Genomic DNA, 16808 nt, shown 5'->3' with positions numbered 1-16808 from the left:
AGCTGATCTCATGACACATAACGCCCGCCAGCGCTTCGGCGCCTCCGCCAAACTCAAACTGCACGAAAACCATGCAGACGACGCGGCGTTTTCCAGCCGTTCCGCCAACCCGGAACTGAGCAAGGCCAAGGCCAAGATTCTGGACCGCAAGCGCATCGCCGCGCTGATCGATCGCATCGGCGCCTTGCAGGACAAGCTGTACGCGCAGCACAAGCAGAAGGTGCTGCTGATCTTGCAGGGCATGGACACCGCAGGCAAGGACGGCACGATACGCGCCATGTTCAGCGGCATCAGCCCGATGGGCATACGCGCCGCCGCCTTCAAGCAGCCGACCGACAATGAACTGGCGCACGACTACCTGTGGCGCGTGCATCAGCAGGTGCCGGTCAAGGGCGAGATTGCGATCTTTAACCGCAGTCACTACGAAGACGTGTTGATCACCAGGGTGCAGGGCATGATCGACGGCGAGGAATGCCAGCGCCGCTACGCGCAGATCCGCGATTTCGAACGCATGCTGGCGGAGACGGGCACGGTGATCGTCAAGGTGTTCCTGCACATCTCGAAGGAAGAACAGCGCCAGCGCTTGCAGGAGCGGCTGGACGATCCCGACAAGCAGTGGAAATTCAATCCGGCCGACGTCGAACAGCGCAAGAAGTGGGGCGAGTACCAGCGCGCTTACGAACAGGCCATCCGCGAGACCAACGCGCCGCATGCGCCGTGGTACGTGGTGCCGGCCAATTCCAAGACCCACCGCAACCTGGTGGTCGCCAGCCTGCTGCTGGAGACCTTGGAAGGCATGGACCTGGCGTATCCCGAGCCGCATCCCGATTTGTCCTCATTCACCGTCGAATAAAGGAGCTTACCCATGTTGCAACTTAAAGATCCCAGCCTGCTGCGCCAGCAGGCCTACATCAACGGCGAGTGGAGCGACGCCGACAACGGCGCCACGCTGGCCGTGACCAATCCCGCCACCGGCGAGCAGCTCGGCACCGTGCCGCTGATGGGCACCGCCGAAACGCGCCGCGCCATCGTCGCCGCCAATGCGGCCTGGCCGGCCTGGCGCAAGAAGAGCGCCAAGGAGCGCGCCGTCATCCTGCGCAAGTGGAATGACCTGATCCTGGAAAACACCGAAGACCTGGCGCAGCTGATGACGGCCGAGCAAGGCAAGCCGCTGGCCGAGTCGCGCGGCGAGGTGGCGTATGGCGCTTCGTTCATCGAATGGTTCGGTGAGGAAGCCAAGCGCGTGTCCGGCGAAACGCTGGCCTCGCCGTGGCCGGACCGCCGCCTGGTGGTGACCAAGGAACCGATAGGCGTCTGCGCCGCCATCACGCCGTGGAATTTCCCGATCGCGATGATCACCCGCAAGGCCGGCCCGGCGCTGGCCGCCGGTTGTCCGATGGTGCTCAAGCCCGCCGAGTCGACGCCGTACTGCGCGCTGGCGCTGGCGGTATTGGCCGAGCGCGCCGGCGTGCCGGCCGGGGTGTTCAGCGTGGTGACCGGCACGCCAAAGGACATCGGCGCGGAGATGACGTCCAACCCGACCGTGCGCAAGCTGACCTTCACCGGCTCGACGGCGGTGGGCCGTTTGCTGATGGAGCAGAGCGCCAAGACCATCAAGAAGCTGTCGCTGGAACTGGGCGGCAACGCGCCGTTCATCGTATTCGACGACGCCGACCTCGATGCGGCGGTCGAGGGCGCGCTGGCCTCCAAATACCGCAACGCCGGCCAGACCTGCGTCTGCGCCAACCGCATCTACGTGCAGGACGGTGTGTACGAGCAGTTCGCTGAAAAACTGGTGGCCGCCGTGGCCAAGCTCAAGGTCGGCAACGGCGCGGACGAGGGCGTGACGCAAGGCCCGCTGATCGACGAGAAGGCTGTACAGAAGGTCGAGCAGCACGTGGCCGACGCGCTGGCCAAGGGCGGCCGTCTGCTGGCCGGTGGCAAGCGCCATGCGCTGGGCCACAGCTTCTTCCAGCCGACCGTGATCGCCGACGTCACCAGCGACATGATCGTCGCCACCGAGGAAACCTTCGGCCCGCTGGCGCCGCTGTTCCGCTTCACGACCGACGAGCAGGCCGTGGAGCTGGCCAACAACACCGAGTTCGGCCTGGCTAGCTACTTCTACTCGCGCGACATCGGCCGCATCTGGCGTGTGGCGGAGGGGCTGGAGAGCGGCATGGTCGGCGTCAACACCGGCCTGATCTCCAACGAGATCGCACCGTTCGGCGGCGTCAAGCAATCGGGCCTGGGACGCGAAGGCTCGCACTACGGGCTGGACGACTACCTGGTTATCAAATACATCTGCCTCGGCGGCATTTAGTGCGCGCCTAGCCGCACCAGCACGGTGGCCGGCGCCACGCCGGTCAGTCGGTCGACCATGCCCTTGACGGCCGCCATCTGGTGGCCGGATTTCTGCGCAAAGCGCGGATCGTCATAGGAAAACCAGTCCCAGCACGCGTTGGGATTGGTGTACGGGTAGATCGCCGACGCTTGCGGATACAGCACCACGATCTTGTTGCTGTCGGCCCAGGCGTTGTAGCCGGCGTGTTCGACAAAGGTGGTGCCGATGTTGTCCAGGTCTTGCAGGCAGCCGTGGAAGGCCACGTGCAGCTTGCATCCTGCGCCGCTGTTGCCGTCGCAGGCCTTGGGCACGTACAGATAACCGGTGCTGGCCATGCCGTGCCAGCCCGGCAGCGTGAGGAAATCCGACTGGTCGAAGGCGATCAGGCGGCCTCCCAGCGTACCGTTGTTGCGCGGTGTGAGCGGGCCATAAATCCATCGCAGCAGCTCGCCCGCCGCATCGTAGCCGCAGTTGTTGATGTAGGGCGTGCCCAGCGTGCTGCAAGTGTTGCCGTACTGGTCGGTCGGCATCGCGTGCTCGGCCGGCAAGGTGCGGGTGTAGGAGATGTGGTCGGCGTCGACATAGTGGCGATAATAAAAGTACAGGTCGGTCATCACCGCCTGCGGCACGACGGTATCGGCGCTGCCGGACAGCATCCAGATATGGTGGCCGGCCAGGGCGGCGGTGGGGTCGATGCTGCCGCCGCCGGCGAACCAGTCGGTGAAGGCGATCAGGTCGTTGATGCGGGTGGCGCCGGGGCGCACGCGGCAGGTGAACAGCTCGCTGGTGCAGCTGCAACTGGTGGTGGCGGTGAACACGCTGCCCTGCGAGCAGAAGTACGGCCCGCCGGCGATGATGCCGGCGCCCTGCACCGTCTCCGAGAAGGCCACCTCGAACTGCACCGCCATGTAGGCGCCGGACGAGAGACCGGAAACGGTGACCTGGGTGGTCGTCATATTCGGCAGGGGCGCCACCTGTGGCGTCTGTGCATGGGCCGCGCCCATCAGCAGCCACAGCAAACACAGCATTCTCATCACGCTCTCCTCGCGTCGAACTGGAATTCGAGTGTGGGGCAGGGGAGTGCACCTTGCTTAATTTCGCTCAATCGTGCGCGGGGCATGCAAGGGTTATTCACAGCCTCGGCAAGCAGGGTGTTGGCGTTTGGCATAGAATGGTTTTTTCCCCTTTTCAGCCCATCACCATGTCCAAGACCTTTGCCCAGTTATGCCTGCTTTCCTCGCTGACTTTGCTGGCCAGCGCGTCCGCGTTTGCCCAGGCGCCCGCCGCCACGCCAATGGCGGCCCCGGCCGCTGCGGCGGGCAGCTGCCCGGCCATTCTCAAGCAGACCTTCAAGCGCTTGCAGGATGAGTCGCCGCAGGACCTGTGTCAGTACGCCGGCAAGGTGATCCTGGTGGTCAACACGGCCAGCTACTGCGGCTTCACCAGCCAGTACGAAGGCCTGGAAGCGATGTACGCCAAGTACGGCAGCAAGGGCCTGGTGGTGCTGGGATTCCCGTCGAACGACTTCGGCCAGCAGGAGCCGGGCAGCAGCAAGGAGATCGCCGATTTCTGCTACAACACCTACGGCGTGAAGTTCCCGATGTTCGCCAAGTCGGTGGTGTCGGGCAAGGAGCCGAATCCGCTGTTCGCCAACCTGATCAAAATCACTGGCAAGGCGCCGGCCTGGAATTTCCATAAATACCTGATCGACCGCAACGGCAAGGTGGTGGAAAACTTCGGCAGCAAAGTCACCCCTTCCGACAAGCAACTGGTCGGCGCGGTGGAGAAGGCGCTGGCGATGTAAGTTGTGCTGAACTTTTGAGCAGCGCCTGGGTCTACCAGTAATGGCCGCCCCGGCGGCTCAATCGTCAGAGTGGGGGATGTTATGGCGCGTATTGCGAAGAAAGCAGTGGCTGAATCGGCCATGTCTGAAGCCAGCGATTTGATTGATATCACGGTTGGCAGCATTACCATCCGGGCAAAAAAACCGACTGCCCAGCAAATGGTGCGGGCGCGGGGCGAAGGCAAACGCGCCGCCATCGCGCTGGCCGGCGTGCTGGCCGAACCGGGCGTCGAATTAATCTTCGAGCCCGGCACGCCCATTTTCAGCGTTGATCCCCAAGACCCCAATCTGGTGATTCGCGAACTCGACGGCCGAACGGCGCGGGGCTATTTCAAAAATGGGAAGTTTGTTGAAGTCCCGTGACCTTATGTTGTCGCTAATGCGAAGCCCTCATCCACCCAACCGGTAATCCCGCCCGGCATCAATTTGACCGGACGGCCCAGCTGCGCCAGGCGCACGGCGGCGCGGGCGGCGCCGTTGCAGTGGGGGCCGGCGCAGTACACCACGAACAGCGTGTCGGCCGGGAACTCGGCCAGCCTGGAGCCGATGATCTTGCGGTGCGCCAGGTCCAGTGCGCCCGGCACGTGGCCGGCCGCGTATTTCTCCGTGCCGCGCACATCCAGCAGGACGAAATCCTGCGGGCCGTTGGTCAGCGCGTCGTGCACGTCCCAGCAGTCGGTTTCGTAGCTGAAGCTCGCTTCAAAGCGGGCCAGCGCATCGCTGCTGGCGGCGGCGGGTATGGCTGCGACGAGGGACTTGGCGGACATCGTGATCTCCTTCAATGAGTGGACAGTGACGCCATTGTGCGACGCCGCCGCCGTCGCCGGCAGTGGCGCATCTGCCATTCTGCGTTAAGATCACGCCATGAAAAAACATCTGGTTGTCGCACTGGCCTACGACCGCCTGTGCACCTTCGAGTTCGGCTGCACGGTCGAACTGTTCGCGCTGGAGCGCCCCGAGCTGGAGGTGGACTGGTACGACTTCGCCGTGTGCGCCGTCGAACCCGGCACTATCCGCGCGGCCGGCGGCATCACCGTGCAGGCGCCTTACGCGCCGGAGCTGCTGGAACGGGCCGACACCATCGTCATCCCCGGCTGGCGCGACGCCGACGAGCTGCCGCCGCCGGCCGTGCTGGACATGATCCGCGCCGCCCACCGTCGCGGTGCCCGCCTGTGCTCGATCTGCTCCGGCGTGTTCGTGCTGGCCGCCGCCGGCGTGCTGGACGGCCAGCGCGCCACCACCCACTGGCGCTACGCCGACCGCCTGGCGCAACGTTATCCACAGATCCAGGTCCAGCCCGACGCCCTGTACGTGGACAACGGCCAGATCATCACCGCCGCCGGTTCGGCCGCCGGCCTCGACATGCTGCTGCATCTGGTGCGCAGGGATTACGGCGCCAAGGTCGGCAACCTGGTGGCGCAGCGGCTGGTGGTGGCGCCGCATCGCGAAGGCGGCCAGGCGCAGTTCCTGCCGCGGCCGATGGCGCAGGGCGAGCAGGGCCGCCTGTCGCGGCTGATGGACTGGCTGCGCAGCCACCCGGAACAGCCGCACACCGTCCATAGCATGGCCGAACGCGCCGCCATGAGTCCGCGCACCCTGCAGCGCCAGTTCCAGCAGGCCACCGGTCTCGGCCCGGTCGAATGGCTGATCCGCGAACGCATCGCCATCGTCAAGGACATGCTGGAAATAGCGGACGTGCCGCTGGCGCAGATCGCCGAGCGCGCCGGTTTCGGTTCGGAGGAATCGCTGCGCCACCATTTCCGCCGCCTGGCCGCGACCACGCCGGGCGCCTACCGCCGCCGCTTCGCCCACGCGATTTAAGCGTCGCTAGTCGAATTTGTAGCGCTTTTGCAGCGCCTTCAGCTCGCCGGAAGCGTCCAGCTTGCGCATGCCGTCGGCGAGTGCGCGTATCCAGGTGTCGGCCCGCATGTCCTGCGTCGCGAAGCCGATGGTCAGGGGCAGTTCGTGGTCGAGGCAGCCCGCCTGGCGGATGCGGTCGGCCACGTCGAGGCGCTTGCCCAATTGCGCCATGACGGCGGTATGCTCCAGCATCACGCGATAGCGTCCGCCCAGTAGCTTCTGCACATTAGTGGTGCCTGCCGACGCGCCGAAGGCAAGCGCGATGAGGGACGGTTTGTGCCGGTTTTCGGCAATATAGGCATCCATCGGACCGTCGTCGTAGCCGTAGTCGTCGATCACGCCAACCGCCAGTGTCTTGAGCGACTTGATGGACTGAAAAGTCCAGTCGTCGCCTGCCCGCGTGTAGAAGCAGGCCCGCGAGTGCGCCAGGGGAGCGCTCAGGCGCAGGCGCTGATCGATCGGTGGCGCATATACCCCCTCGATATCGCCATGCGCCGTTTGCGTGATGGCGCGATTGAGCGGCATGAGCACCGGTTCCGCCCGATACCCTTCCTGCGCCATCGCCAATGCGGTCAGTTCCACCAGGTAGCCGCCGGGAGGTTTGCCGTCGACCGCGCATACGAATGGACACCAATCGTCCGAACCCAGGCGGATCAGCGGGGCGGCCCGCGCCGGCCCCGAGGATGCCAGCATGCCAGCGAGTACCACAGCGGCAAACAGTCGGCCCGCGTTGATCGTCATGCCGCCCTCCCAATGTGTTGGTATCCAAGCTTACCTCATTCGACCGCGTGCACGGCACTGCTTGTCATTTCGGCCATATTTGGCTACCCTGAATTTCCATTCTGAGAAGGAGACAGCCATGTCCTATGTAGACGGTTTTGTGATTCCGGTGCCGAAGGAAAACGTTGAGGCGTACAAGAAAATGTCGCTTGAATGCGGCAAGGTCTGGAAGGAATTCGGCGCGCTCGAATTCCGCGAGTGTATCGGCGACGATGTCCCGCCCGGCAAGGTGACGTCGTTCCCGCTCAGCGTCGATTTGCAGGACGGCGAATCCGTGGTGTTTTCATGGATCGTCTACGCCAACCGCGCGGCGCGCGACGAGATCAACGAAAAGGTGATGAAAGACCCGCGCATCGCCCACTTCATGGATCCGAAGAACATGCCGTTCGACGGCAAGCGCATGGTCTGGGGCGGCTTCGAAATGATGATCGACCTGTGATGCGGGCACTCCAGCCTGCTGGAGTGGCGGTCCTAGCCTGCCAATACGGCTCGCATGGCGCCGCGCAGCGCATTGCAAACGACGATTTCATCGGCCGCCGCCAGCATCGCCCGCGTGACGACGGCTTCGCCGGCTTGCCATTGCGGATCGTCCAGCAACACGCCGCGCATCACGCCGGGCAGCACGCCGCTGCCCAGGGGCGGCGTCATCCAGCGGCCGTCCACGCGCACGAAGACGTTGGTGCGGCCGCCTTCGGTCAATTCACCGCGCTCGTTGAAGAACAACGTATCGAAGGCGCCCTGCGCCTCGGCCTCGCGCCAGGCGGCGTCGTAGCGGCTGCGGATGCTGGTTTTGTGGCGCAGGAACAGGTCGCCCGATTCGGTGGCGTCCGGCGCCAGCAGCACGCGTACCGGTTCGGTCAGCGGGACCAGCGGCGCATGCTGTACCGAGAACGCACCCGCTGAGCTGAGCGCCAATCGCAGCCGGTAGTCGACGCCCGCATCGAGCATCGCGCAGGCGGTGTCCAGGTAGGCGTTGGCCGCCGCCACGTCCCAGGCGTAGCCGAAGCAGGCCGCCGATGCCGCCAGCCGCTTCAGGTGGCGCGCGCGGTGGCGCACGCCGTCCGCCCGCGTGGCGCGCGTGGTCTCGAAAATCTCGAAGTCGTTTTTCAGGCCGGTGAGGAAGCGCGCCTTCAGCTGGCATTCGGCGTATTCCTCCTGCGCGTCGCTGTCGAAGACGATGCCTGCGCCCACGCCCATCTCGCCGCGGCGCACCCCGTTCGGGCTGTCCGGCGCCTGCAGCGTCAGCGTGCGGATCGGCACCGACATGCAGAAGTCGCCCACCTTGCCATCCTTGCGCGGATCGAACCAGCCGATGGCGCCGGTGTAGATGCCGCGCGGGTCCGGCTCCAGTTCGCGGATGATTTCCATCGTGCGCCGCTTGGGCGCGCCGGTGATCGAGCCGCACGGGTACAGCGCGTTGAAGATGTCGGCCAGCGTGGCGTCGTCGCGCAGCCTGGCCGTGATGGTGGAGGTCATCTGCAGCACGCTGCTGTAGCGGTGCACCTCGAACAACGCAGGCACCGTCACGCTGCCGGTCTGCGCGATGCGGGCAATGTCGTTGCGCAGCAGGTCGACGATCATCAGGTTCTCGGCGCGGTTCTTCGGATCGGCCGCCAGCGTGGTGGCGCGCAGGATGTTCTCGGCCGGTTGCGACGGCGGCGCGGCGGGCGCGGTGCCCTTCATCGGCCGCGCCGTCAGCACGCCGTCCTCGTGGCGCACGAACAGCTCGGGCGACAGCGACAGGATGGCCGTGCCGTCGTCCAGCCGCACCAGCGCGCCGTAGGGCACCGGTTGGCGGCCGCGCAGGCGCGCGTACAGCGCGTGGATGCTGCCAAACGCGTCAAAACGCAGCCTGTACGTGTAATTGACCTGGTAGGTGTCGCCGGCCTCGATGTAGTCGTGGATGCGCGCCAGGGCGCCGCTAAAGGCTTGCTGGTCGATGTTGGCGCGGACGTTGGCGATGCCGGACGGACGGTCGACCGGGAAGGAGCGCGCCGCCAGCCAGTCGCCCACCTCGTCCGACGACAGCTGGGCGCAGTGCGAGAAGAGCAGGATCTGCGCCAGCGGTGGGGCTTCGGCGGAGTTTGTGGCGTGGTTGGCGGCGGCTGCGCCCAATTCCAGCAGCTCCGCTCCCAGCTCGTAGCTGCAGACGGTGACGGCGTATTCGCCGCGCGTCAGCGCCGCCTGCATCTGCTCCAGCAGTTGCGGCCACTGGCCGATGTCGTCGCAGCGCAGGGTGCCGGTATGGCCGGTGTACAGGCGCGAACGCGCGCCCGGAGTTTGCGTACCTTCCGGGCTGGCGTCGTCCAGCAGTGCAAAACATTCAGCGTTCATCTTCTACGTACGGCAGCAACAGGGCTATTTGCAGCGGCGCGTCCTGCGCCGGGTTGTTCTTGAATCCACTCTTGGCGTAACGGTGCCAGCGGCCGATGACGAAACTCACCAGCATGCCGGCGCGCGCGGCCACTTCCGTCTCATGCGCCTGGCCTTCGGTCACGGCCAGCCGCAAGGCCTGCTTCAGCGCCAGCTCGACGCGGTCGTAGAACTGGTTCATGCGCAGTTGCAGGCGTTCGTCCTCGTTGACCAGCGCCTCGCCGGTCAGCACCCGCGTCATGCCGGGATTCTGGCTGGCGAAGTTGAGCAGCATGCCGAGGATGTCGCGCGCCTGCGCCAGGCCGTCGCTCTGACGCTCGGCGATCTGGTTAATCAGGCCGAACACCGACGATTCGATAAACTCGATCAGCCCCTCGAACATCTGCGCCTTGCTGGCAAAGTGCCGGTACAGCGCGGCCTCGGAAAATTCCAGCTTGCGCGCCAGCGCAGCGGTGGTGATTTTCTCGCCTTTGGGTTGTTCCAGCATCTCCGCCAGCGCCTGCAAAATTTGCATGCGGCGCTGGCCCGGCGGGTTGCTTGCCATGTGATCTCGCGGATAAGTGAATGGGTGTTGTGTTCTTTGGTTCAGCGCAGGTGATGCAGGCGTGCCGGCAAATTCCTGACAGATTTTACTTTGACATCGACATAAGCGGGGCGAATTAACCTTTTTTGCGGATGCGCCAGGCCGACCGCGTCGCCCACTTCCAGGTACTGCGTGACCCAGGCGGTGCGCATGCCCAGCGCGTGGGCGCTGCGCAGGTTGGCCAGCGTATCCTCGACCAGCACGCAGCGGCGCGGCGTCAGTCCGTGGCGGCGCATCAGTTTGCGCAGCAGCAGCTTGGACGGCTTGGGCCGCATCTGCCGGTGCACCTTCATCGATTCGACCGAGATGTGGTGGCTGAAGTGGCGCTGCAAGCCCAGATGGCGCAGCACCTGCATCGAATAGCGTTGCGGCGCGTTGGTCAGCAGGATTTTGCGGCCGGGCAGGCGGCGCAGCAGTTGGCGCAGCCCGCGTTCGGCGCGGATCATGTCGGTCAGGCTGTCGAAGCGGTGGGTTTCGTCGAGAAAATGCGCCGCTTTGACGCCATGGTGCTTCACCAGTCCCAGCATGGTGGCGCCGTAGCGCCGCCAGTACAGCGTGCGCGCGGCGTTGACCGCGTCCTCGCTGGCGGGCGTGACGCCGTCGCCCAGCACATGGGCGATGTAGGCGTTCATGTTGGCCATCAGCGCCGGGAAGATCGCGTGCGAGGCGTTGTGCAGCGTGTTATCCAGATCGAATAGCCACACCGGGGCGTTGCGAGTAATAATGTTCACTTCAAGTCAGTCATCCAAGGAAGCCATGCGGGTAGCCATACAGCGCCAGATTATAGTGATGTTCTGGACTTTGTTCAGTTTCACGTTCATGCCGGCGTGGGCCGCCGACAAGGCGCCGGCGCCCAACCACGGCGCCTTGTTCAAGGTGCAGCAGGGCGGACACACACTGTACCTGTTCGGCACCATCCACGTCGGCGCGGCCGATTTCTATCCGCTGGAGCCGCGCATCAGTGCCGCGTTGAAGAAGGCGCCGGTGCTGGCGCTGGAGATCGATCCGCTGGGCGACCAGCAGCCGCTGATGCGCGCCGTGCAGCGCCACGGCATGCTGACCAGGGGCGGCCCGGCGGGACCGGAACTGTCGGCCGACTGGCGCCAGCGGCTGGACCGACTGCTCAAGCAGTACAACATCGAACCGGAGACCGTGGCGGCGATGAAGCCCTGGCTGCTGGCCAGCCTGCTGACGGTGAGCGAGTTCTCGGCCCAGGGCTACGAGGCGGCGCTGGCGGTGGACGCCCATTTGTCGCGGCAGGCGCACGGGCGCGGCCAGAAAGTGGTCGAGCTGGAATCGGCCGAGAGCCAGATGGCCCTGTTCGACCAGATGAGCGCTGCGGAGCAGCTGGTGTTCCTGCAGGAGGCCATCGCCGGCATCGAGGACAAGGAGCAGGCCAACCAGGCGCGCGAGATCGCCGACGCCTGGCGCAAGGCCGATGTCATTGGGTTGGACGCGCTGGCGCTCAAGGCCGAGATGGACGACAGCTTCTCCGGCCGCTTCGTGCAGAAGGTGCTGCTGGACGGACGCAATCCGTCGCTGGCCGACGGCATGGCCAAGCTGATGGCGCGCGATAACAACAGCGTGGCGGCGATCGGCATACTGCATTTGATCGGTAACGGAAGCGTGCCGGAACTGCTGCGCAAACGCGGCATGACGGTAGAGCGGATTTACTGAGCAGGGAGGGTGCTACGGAAGGGGTATTGCAGAAATGGTGCCCTTTACGTGGATTGAACACGTGGCCTCTCCCTTACCAAGGGAGTGCTCTACCACTGAGCTAAAAGGGCGTACTGGTATGACGATGCACTTGAAATCGCGGCTAAAAGTGCATCGCCGTTTTTTCAGTGAGACCGGATCATAGTGCCAAAAGCCTGTTCGGTCAACACCTCGAGCAATAAACTGTGTTCAATTCGCCCGTCGATGATGTGAACCGTGTTGACGCCGGACTTCGCCGCGTCCAAGGCTGATGAAATTTTAGGCAGCATGCCGCCCGAAATCGTCCCGTCGGCGAACATCTCGTCGATCTCGCGCGCCGACAAATCGGTCACCAGGTTGCCCTGCTTGTCCTGCACGCCGGCGATATTGGTCATCATGATCAGCTTTTCAGCCTTCAGGATCTCGGCGATCTTGCCGGCGACGACGTCGGCGTTGATGTTGTACGCCTGGCCATCCTGGCCGAAGCCGATCGGCGAAATGATCGGGATGAAGGCGTCGTCCTGCAGCGCCTTGACCACGGCCGGGTTGATCGCGTCGATCTCGCCGACGAAGCCGATGTCGAGGAACTGGCCCGGATTGTCCTTGTCCGGCATGGCCATCTTCTTGGCGCGTATCAGGCCGCCGTCCTTGCCGGTCAGGCCAACCGCCTGGCCGCCGTAGTGATTAATCAGCATCACGATGTCCTGCTGGACTTCGCCGCCCAGCACCCACTCCACCACTTCCATGGTTTCTTCGTCGGTGATGCGCATGCCCTGCACGAAGGTGCCTTGCTTGCCGATTTTTTTCAGCGCGTTGTCGATCTGCGGACCGCCGCCGTGCACCACGACCGGATTCATGCCCACCAGTTTGAGCAAAATGACATCGCGGGCGAAGCCGTGTTTCAGGCGCTCGTCGGTCATCGCGTTGCCGCCGTATTTGATGACAATCGTCTTGCCATGGAAATTACGGATGTAGGGCAGGGCTTCAGCCAGGATCTGCGCCTTGATCTGCGGCGCCACCGCGGTCAAGTCGTCAGTCATGCCTAAGTTAAGGTTGCTTAGTTGGGTCATGGCGAGTCCGGTTAGAAAATTTTGTGCAATTTTACAGCGTGAAGCTGCAATCAACCATGCATTATAGGGCTATCCGGTTGTATTTTCAGAGATCATCCGATACGCTGGCCGTCATATGAGCCCTATCGATACCCTTCACCGCCAGTTGGAAGTCATGCGCCCCCTGCTTGTTCGATTTGCACAATTGCAAATACGGAATCAGGCCCTGGCCGAAGACGCGGTCCAGGACGCGCTGATCGCCGTGCTGGAAAAACCCGAACGCTTCAACGGACAATCCTCCCTGCGCACCTATGTGACGGGGATCCTGAAGTACAAGATCATCGACTGCCTGCGCGCCAGCTCGCGCGAGCGCCAGATCGACACCGCCGAGGACCAGTCCGAGGACGACGCCATCGATGCGCTGTTCAAGGCCGACGGCCACACCCGCGAGCAGCCGCTGGCCTGGGGCGATCCCGATGCGACCTTGGAGCAGAAGGATTTCTTCAAGGTGCTGGAGATTTGCCTGGAAAAGCTGCCCGCCAAGACCGCCCGCATTTTCATGATGCGCGAATGGCTGGAGCTGGAAACCGACGAAATCTGTAAGGAACTGGCGATTACAACGTCTAATGCCTGGGTGCTCCTGTACCGGGCCCGGATGCGCTTGCGCGAATGCCTGGACTTGAACTGGTTTGGCAACCGCCAGGCCACGTGACCGCGCCATTGACCGTCTCACTTATTGTCTGCGACCATGGAACCACATAAAACCGGCTTGAAACCGACCTGCCGCGAAGTACACCGGCTGGTGTCGGAGGGGATGGACCGCGACTTGTCCTTCATCGAACGCACCCGCATGCGGCTGCACCTGATGGTGTGCGACGCCTGCACCCGGTTCAACGGCCAGATGTCGCTGCTGCGCACGGCCATGCACCGCTTCCCTGACGACAGCCCGCCGCCGCTGGACGACGACGAGCACGCGGAACATCCTCACACGTAAGGGCGCCATGAGCACCTGTTCGCGCTGCGGCGCCCAATTCAGCTGCGCCATGGTGGACGCCGATCCGTCGGCGCCGGCGCAGCCCTGCTGGTGCACGTATTTGCCGGCCTCGCTGCCGGTGCCGTCCGCGCCGGGCGCCAGCTGCTGGTGCCCGGATTGTCTGAAACAGCATATTTTGGACCAACCCGCCGACCATCCCAAACCGGCCGGCTAACCTGAAGGAAGCATGATGCGCCGTTTTAGCGACATGGGTATCCGCGCGCGCATCAGCAGCGGCTATATCATCCTGATCCTGCTGATGATAGGCGTGATCCTGGTGGGCGTGAGCCGCATCTACGCCATCCGCGGCGAGAGCGACCATATCCTGCACCAGGACTGGGCCGCCAGCGCCGCCATCAACGCCATCGACACGCAATCGCGCGAGGCCGCCACCCGCATCATCACGCTGATCATCCAGAAGGACCAGAAGCACCGCGTCGACAGCTACAGCCGCATCGACCGCATCAAGCTCGATATCGACGCCCAGCTGGAACTGTTGGCCAAGCTGGACGCCACGCCGGAAGCGCGGGCGCAGATCGAACAGGTCAAGCGGGCGCGCGCCGCCTACTACGACACCTTCATCGCCGTGGCCGACATGGTGGAGGCCGAGGACCGCGACCGGGCCGAGGAAAAAATGAACGCGATCGCGCTGCCGGCGCTGGATCACCTGCTGGAGCAGATCCGGATACTGGGCCAGCTGCAGCAAAGCCAGGTGATGGCCAGCGCCGAGCGCGCGCGCGCCGACATCAACTTTTCGCTGATGTTGATTTCGCTGATGGGCGGCGCGGCGGTGCTAGTGGGGATAGGCTTCGGCTTTTCCGCGCGCTCGATCACGCGGCCGCTGGAAGAGGCGATCGGCATCGCCAAGCGCGTCGGCCAGGGCGACCTGAGCTCCGTGATCGAAGTGACTTCGCACGACGAGACGGGCGAGCTGCTGCACGCCCTGAAGCTGATGACGGCCAGCCTGGCGGCCGAACAGCAGCTGCGCCACGCGGTGACGGTGGCCGAGGACGCGACCAAGATGAAGTCCGACTTCCTGGCCAATATGTCGCACGAGATCCGCACGCCGATGAACGGCATCATCGGCATGACCCACCTGGCGCTGCAAACCGACCTCACGCCCAAGCAGCGCAACTACCTGGAGAAGGTGGAAGGCGCGGCCAAGAACCTGCTGGGCATCATCAACGACATCCTGGATTTCTCGAAGATCGAGGCCGGCAAGCTGGCCTTCGAGCAGGTCGATTTCTACGTCGAGGACGTGATGGCGAATATCGCCGACCTGTCCGTCATGCGGGCGCAGGACAAGGGCCTGGAGCTGCTGTTCGACGTGGCGCCGGACGTGCCGCAGGCGCTGGTCGGCGATCCGCTGCGCTTCGGCCAGGTGATGATCAACCTGACCAACAACGCCATCAAGTTCACCCAGCAGGGCGAGATCGTGGTGACGATCCACGTGCAGGAGCGCTTGCCCGACCAGCGTGTGCGCCTGCGCGTGGAGGTGCGCGACACCGGCCCTGGCCTGACGCCGGAGCAGCAGGCACGCCTGTTCCAGGCCTTCTCGCAGGCCGACACCTCGACCACGCGCCACCACGGCGGCACGGGCCTGGGCCTGACCATCAGCAAGCGCCTGGTCGAGCTGATGGACGGCGAGATCGGGCTGGAAAGCCAGCCCGGCGTTGGCAGCACCTTCTACTTCACGGCGGTATTCGGCGTCGCCACCGTCGAGGCGCCGCTGCCGCTGCCGGACATCACCGGCCTGCGCGCGCTGGTGGTGGACGACAACGCCAGCGCCCGCGAAATCTTCATGGGCATGCTGGCCACGATGCAGTTCAACGCCGCCTGCGCCGACAGCGGCCAGCGCGCCATCGACATGGTGGCGCAGGCCCGCAGCGAAGGCCGGCCGTTCAACATCGTGCTGCTGGACTGGCAAATGCCCGGCATGAACGGTCTGGAGACGCTGCAGGCGATCCGCGAGCAGGCGCAAGCCGCCGGCGCGGAATCGCCGGCCTTCATCATGGTCACCGCCTACAACCGCGACGTGCTGATGGAAGAGGCGCGCGGCATCGCCATCGACGCCATGCTGAACAAGCCGGTCAGCGCGTCGACGCTGCTCGATTCGATATCCACCGCGTTCGGCAAGGACTTGAGCCGCTGCCGCAGCACGCGCCGCCGCGCCGACTACATGGCGGCCGAAGAGGCGATGCGCGGCGCCTACCTGCTGCTGGTGGAGGACAACGAAGTCAATCAGGAAGTGGCGCAGCAGATCCTCAGCGACGCCGGCATCCGCGTCGACATCGCCGTCAACGGCGCGATGGCGCTGGCGAAAATCGCCGTGGCCGACTACGACGGTGTGCTGATGGATTGCCAGATGCCGGTGATGGACGGCTACGACGCCACCCGCAAGCTGCGCGAGGACGCGCGCTACGCCAGCCTGCCGGTGATCGCCATGACCGCCAACGCCATGGTCGGCGACAAGGAGAAGTGCCTGGCCGCCGGCATGAACGACTTCATCGCCAAGCCTATCGACGTGGCGCAGCTGTTCACGACGCTGGCGCGCTGGGTCAGGGTGAAGAATCCGCTGGCGCCCGAAGCGGAGGCCGAAACGCCGCCCGGCGCGGCCCGCGACGAGTCGCTGCCGGTGGTGGCCGGCCTGCGCATGGAAGCCGCGCTACAGCGGGTGGGCGGGAATGTTAAGCTGATGCGCAAGCTGCTGTCGCGCTTTGTCGAAACCCAGATCGACGCCATGCAGCGCATCGCCACCGCCATCGAAAACAACGATTTATCCGGGGCCACGCGCGAGGCGCATACTGTCAAGGGACTGGCCGGCAATATCGGCGCCGGCGGCATGGCCGACGCGGCTGGCAAGGTGGAGCAGATGCTGGCGATGGGCGCGACCAAGGGCCGCGACGAAGCCATCGCCGACATGGCGAGCGAATTGAACGAGCTGGTGGCGCGCATCGCGATGGCGATGTCGCTGGACAGCAAGCCGGCCGCCGATGCCGCCGAACCTGCACCGGCCGCGCAGGCGGTCGACATGGCCGAACTGGCGGCGCAGGTGCAAGCGATGGCGCGCCTGCTGGCGCAGGACGACGGCGCTGCCGTCAAGCTGCTGGACCGCCTGTGCGGTGCGCTGAGCGCCGCCGGCCAGGCGGAACATGCGCGCCAGATGCGGCGCAAGCTGGGACAATATGATTTTGAAGGCGCGCTCGATGAACTGAAGGCCGCCGCCGATGCATTGAACATCGCTTTGTGAA

General features: G+C 64.7%; 18 protein-coding genes and 1 tRNA gene. 11 read left to right on the top strand and 8 right to left on the bottom strand.

Translation table 11 applies throughout. The features are described 5' to 3' along the window. The first annotated feature begins 10 nt into the window (after positions 1-10). Entirely contained in the window at positions 11-853 is an 843-nt protein-coding gene (locus KVP70_RS07050; RefSeq protein WP_217941437.1) for a polyphosphate kinase 2 family protein, read from the top strand. A 12-nt stretch (positions 854-865) separates the two neighbouring features. Beyond that, positions 866-2320: an NADP-dependent succinate-semialdehyde dehydrogenase gene (gene gabD, locus KVP70_RS07045; protein ID WP_217941436.1), complete on the top strand. Its 1455-nt coding sequence runs from the start codon at positions 866-868 to the stop codon at positions 2318-2320. Here the strand turns inward: gabD and KVP70_RS07040 are convergent. Continuing rightward, positions 2317-3375 (bottom strand): extracellular catalytic domain type 2 short-chain-length polyhydroxyalkanoate depolymerase, encoded by a 1059-nt coding sequence (locus KVP70_RS07040; RefSeq protein WP_229224661.1) that lies wholly within the window; start codon positions 3373-3375, stop codon positions 2317-2319. The genes gabD and KVP70_RS07040 overlap by 4 nt on opposite strands. Before the next feature lie 167 nt (positions 3376-3542). On the opposite strand from KVP70_RS07040, the gene KVP70_RS07035 reads away from it, so the two are divergent. Both KVP70_RS07035 and KVP70_RS07030 read left to right on the top strand, forming a co-directional pair. After that, positions 3543-4145 (top strand): glutathione peroxidase, encoded by a 603-nt coding sequence (locus tag KVP70_RS07035; protein ID WP_217941435.1) that lies wholly within the window; start codon positions 3543-3545, stop codon positions 4143-4145. Positions 4146-4226: 81 nt separating this feature from the next. Next, positions 4227-4547 carry a hypothetical protein gene (locus tag KVP70_RS07030; protein WP_229224660.1) on the top strand — a complete coding sequence of 107 codons (321 nt, stop codon included), beginning with the start codon at positions 4227-4229 and terminating at the stop codon, positions 4545-4547. A 2-nt stretch (positions 4548-4549) separates the two neighbouring features. On the opposite strand, the gene KVP70_RS07025 is transcribed toward KVP70_RS07030, so the two are convergent. Next, positions 4550-4951 carry a rhodanese-like domain-containing protein gene (locus KVP70_RS07025; RefSeq protein WP_217941434.1) on the bottom strand — a complete coding sequence of 134 codons (402 nt, stop codon included), beginning with the start codon at positions 4949-4951 and terminating at the stop codon, positions 4550-4552. A gap of 97 nt (positions 4952-5048) precedes the next feature. Here KVP70_RS07025 and ftrA point away from each other — a divergent pair, with 97 nt between their 5' ends. Next, on the top strand, positions 5049-6005 hold the full coding sequence (gene ftrA / locus KVP70_RS07020) for a transcriptional regulator FtrA (protein WP_217941433.1): 957 nt from the start codon (positions 5049-5051) through the stop codon (positions 6003-6005). Positions 6006-6011: 6 nt separating this feature from the next. Here ftrA and KVP70_RS07015 read toward each other — a convergent pair whose 3' ends face one another. Further along, positions 6012-6737 carry a substrate-binding periplasmic protein gene (locus KVP70_RS07015; protein WP_217941432.1) on the bottom strand — a complete coding sequence of 242 codons (726 nt, stop codon included), beginning with the start codon at positions 6735-6737 and terminating at the stop codon, positions 6012-6014. 166 nt (positions 6738-6903) lie between these two features. Here KVP70_RS07015 and KVP70_RS07010 point away from each other — a divergent pair, with 166 nt between their 5' ends. Beyond that, positions 6904-7263, top strand: a complete 360-nt coding sequence (locus KVP70_RS07010) for a DUF1428 domain-containing protein (RefSeq protein ID WP_217941431.1) — start codon at positions 6904-6906, stop codon at positions 7261-7263. Positions 7264-7295: 32 nt separating this feature from the next. Here KVP70_RS07010 and pabB read toward each other — a convergent pair whose 3' ends face one another. Genes pabB through KVP70_RS06995 form a run of 3 tightly spaced genes read right to left on the bottom strand, consistent with a single transcriptional unit; the run spans position 7296 to position 10511 of the window. Beyond that, positions 7296-9158, bottom strand: a complete 1863-nt coding sequence (gene pabB / locus KVP70_RS07005; RefSeq protein ID WP_217941430.1) for an aminodeoxychorismate synthase component I — start codon at positions 9156-9158, stop codon at positions 7296-7298. Next, positions 9148-9741, bottom strand: a complete 594-nt coding sequence (gene slmA / locus KVP70_RS07000) for a nucleoid occlusion factor SlmA (RefSeq protein ID WP_217941429.1) — start codon at positions 9739-9741, stop codon at positions 9148-9150. The genes pabB and slmA overlap by 11 nt, the downstream gene beginning before the upstream one ends. 41 nt (positions 9742-9782) lie before the next feature. Then, on the bottom strand, positions 9783-10511 hold the full coding sequence (locus KVP70_RS06995) for a pyrimidine 5'-nucleotidase (protein ID WP_262311727.1): 729 nt from the start codon (positions 10509-10511) through the stop codon (positions 9783-9785). Between the two features lie 25 nt (positions 10512-10536). On the opposite strand from KVP70_RS06995, the gene KVP70_RS06990 reads away from it, so the two are divergent. After that, positions 10537-11457, top strand: coding sequence for a TraB/GumN family protein (locus KVP70_RS06990; protein ID WP_217941428.1), 921 nt, complete (start codon positions 10537-10539; stop codon positions 11455-11457). Between the two features lie 35 nt (positions 11458-11492). Here the strand turns inward: KVP70_RS06990 and KVP70_RS06985 are convergent. Beyond that, positions 11493-11567: transfer RNA gene (locus KVP70_RS06985), tRNA-Thr, on the bottom strand. Between the two features lie 54 nt (positions 11568-11621). Further along, a complete protein-coding gene (gene argB / locus KVP70_RS06980; RefSeq protein WP_020704010.1) occupies positions 11622-12515 on the bottom strand; it encodes an acetylglutamate kinase in 894 nt (297 codons plus the stop codon). 145 nt (positions 12516-12660) lie between these two features. Here argB and KVP70_RS06975 point away from each other — a divergent pair, with 145 nt between their 5' ends. The 4 genes from KVP70_RS06975 to KVP70_RS06960 are packed head-to-tail and all read left to right on the top strand — an operon-like array spanning position 12661 to position 16807. After that, complete coding sequence (locus KVP70_RS06975; RefSeq protein ID WP_217941427.1) at positions 12661-13236, top strand: sigma-70 family RNA polymerase sigma factor; 576 nt, start codon at positions 12661-12663, stop codon at positions 13234-13236. A 36-nt stretch (positions 13237-13272) separates the two neighbouring features. Next, complete coding sequence (locus tag KVP70_RS06970; protein WP_217941426.1) at positions 13273-13518, top strand: zf-HC2 domain-containing protein; 246 nt, start codon at positions 13273-13275, stop codon at positions 13516-13518. A gap of 7 nt (positions 13519-13525) precedes the next feature. Continuing rightward, positions 13526-13732 carry a cysteine-rich CWC family protein gene (locus KVP70_RS06965; protein WP_217941425.1) on the top strand — a complete coding sequence of 69 codons (207 nt, stop codon included), beginning with the start codon at positions 13526-13528 and terminating at the stop codon, positions 13730-13732. Positions 13733-13744: 12 nt separating this feature from the next. Further along, complete coding sequence (locus KVP70_RS06960; RefSeq protein WP_229224659.1) at positions 13745-16807, top strand: hybrid sensor histidine kinase/response regulator; 3063 nt, start codon at positions 13745-13747, stop codon at positions 16805-16807. Position 16808 lies beyond the last annotated feature (1 nt).

It is taken from the genome of Duganella violaceipulchra, assembly GCF_019166075.1.
In the GTDB taxonomy this organism is placed as follows: domain Bacteria; phylum Pseudomonadota; class Gammaproteobacteria; order Burkholderiales; family Burkholderiaceae_D; genus Rugamonas; species Rugamonas violaceipulchra.
Note: the sequence above shows the minus strand (reverse complement) of the source record. Positions and strands in the feature narration are given on the sequence as shown.

Coding starts and splice junctions, on each gene's coding strand:
- KVP70_RS07050 (WP_217941437.1), top strand. CDS start 11: ATGACACATAACGCCCGCCAGCGCTTCGGCGCCTCCGCCAAACTCAAA.
- gabD (WP_217941436.1), top strand. CDS start 866: ATGTTGCAACTTAAAGATCCCAGCCTGCTGCGCCAGCAGGCCTACATC.
- KVP70_RS07040 (WP_229224661.1), bottom strand. CDS start 3,375: ATGAGAATGCTGTGTTTGCTGTGGCTGCTGATGGGCGCGGCCCATGCA.
- KVP70_RS07035 (WP_217941435.1), top strand. CDS start 3,543: ATGTCCAAGACCTTTGCCCAGTTATGCCTGCTTTCCTCGCTGACTTTG.
- KVP70_RS07030 (WP_229224660.1), top strand. CDS start 4,227: ATGGCGCGTATTGCGAAGAAAGCAGTGGCTGAATCGGCCATGTCTGAA.
- KVP70_RS07025 (WP_217941434.1), bottom strand. CDS start 4,951: ATGTCCGCCAAGTCCCTCGTCGCAGCCATACCCGCCGCCGCCAGCAGC.
- ftrA (WP_217941433.1), top strand. CDS start 5,049: ATGAAAAAACATCTGGTTGTCGCACTGGCCTACGACCGCCTGTGCACC.
- KVP70_RS07015 (WP_217941432.1), bottom strand. CDS start 6,737: ATGCTGGCATCCTCGGGGCCGGCGCGGGCCGCCCCGCTGATCCGCCTG.
- KVP70_RS07010 (WP_217941431.1), top strand. CDS start 6,904: ATGTCCTATGTAGACGGTTTTGTGATTCCGGTGCCGAAGGAAAACGTT.
- pabB (WP_217941430.1), bottom strand. CDS start 9,158: ATGAACGCTGAATGTTTTGCACTGCTGGACGACGCCAGCCCGGAAGGT.
- slmA (WP_217941429.1), bottom strand. CDS start 9,741: ATGGCAAGCAACCCGCCGGGCCAGCGCCGCATGCAAATTTTGCAGGCG.
- KVP70_RS06990 (WP_217941428.1), top strand. CDS start 10,537: ATGCGGGTAGCCATACAGCGCCAGATTATAGTGATGTTCTGGACTTTG.
- argB (WP_020704010.1), bottom strand. CDS start 12,515: ATGACTGACGACTTGACCGCGGTGGCGCCGCAGATCAAGGCGCAGATC.
- KVP70_RS06975 (WP_217941427.1), top strand. CDS start 12,661: ATGAGCCCTATCGATACCCTTCACCGCCAGTTGGAAGTCATGCGCCCC.
- KVP70_RS06970 (WP_217941426.1), top strand. CDS start 13,273: ATGGAACCACATAAAACCGGCTTGAAACCGACCTGCCGCGAAGTACAC.
- KVP70_RS06965 (WP_217941425.1), top strand. CDS start 13,526: ATGAGCACCTGTTCGCGCTGCGGCGCCCAATTCAGCTGCGCCATGGTG.
- KVP70_RS06960 (WP_229224659.1), top strand. CDS start 13,745: ATGATGCGCCGTTTTAGCGACATGGGTATCCGCGCGCGCATCAGCAGC.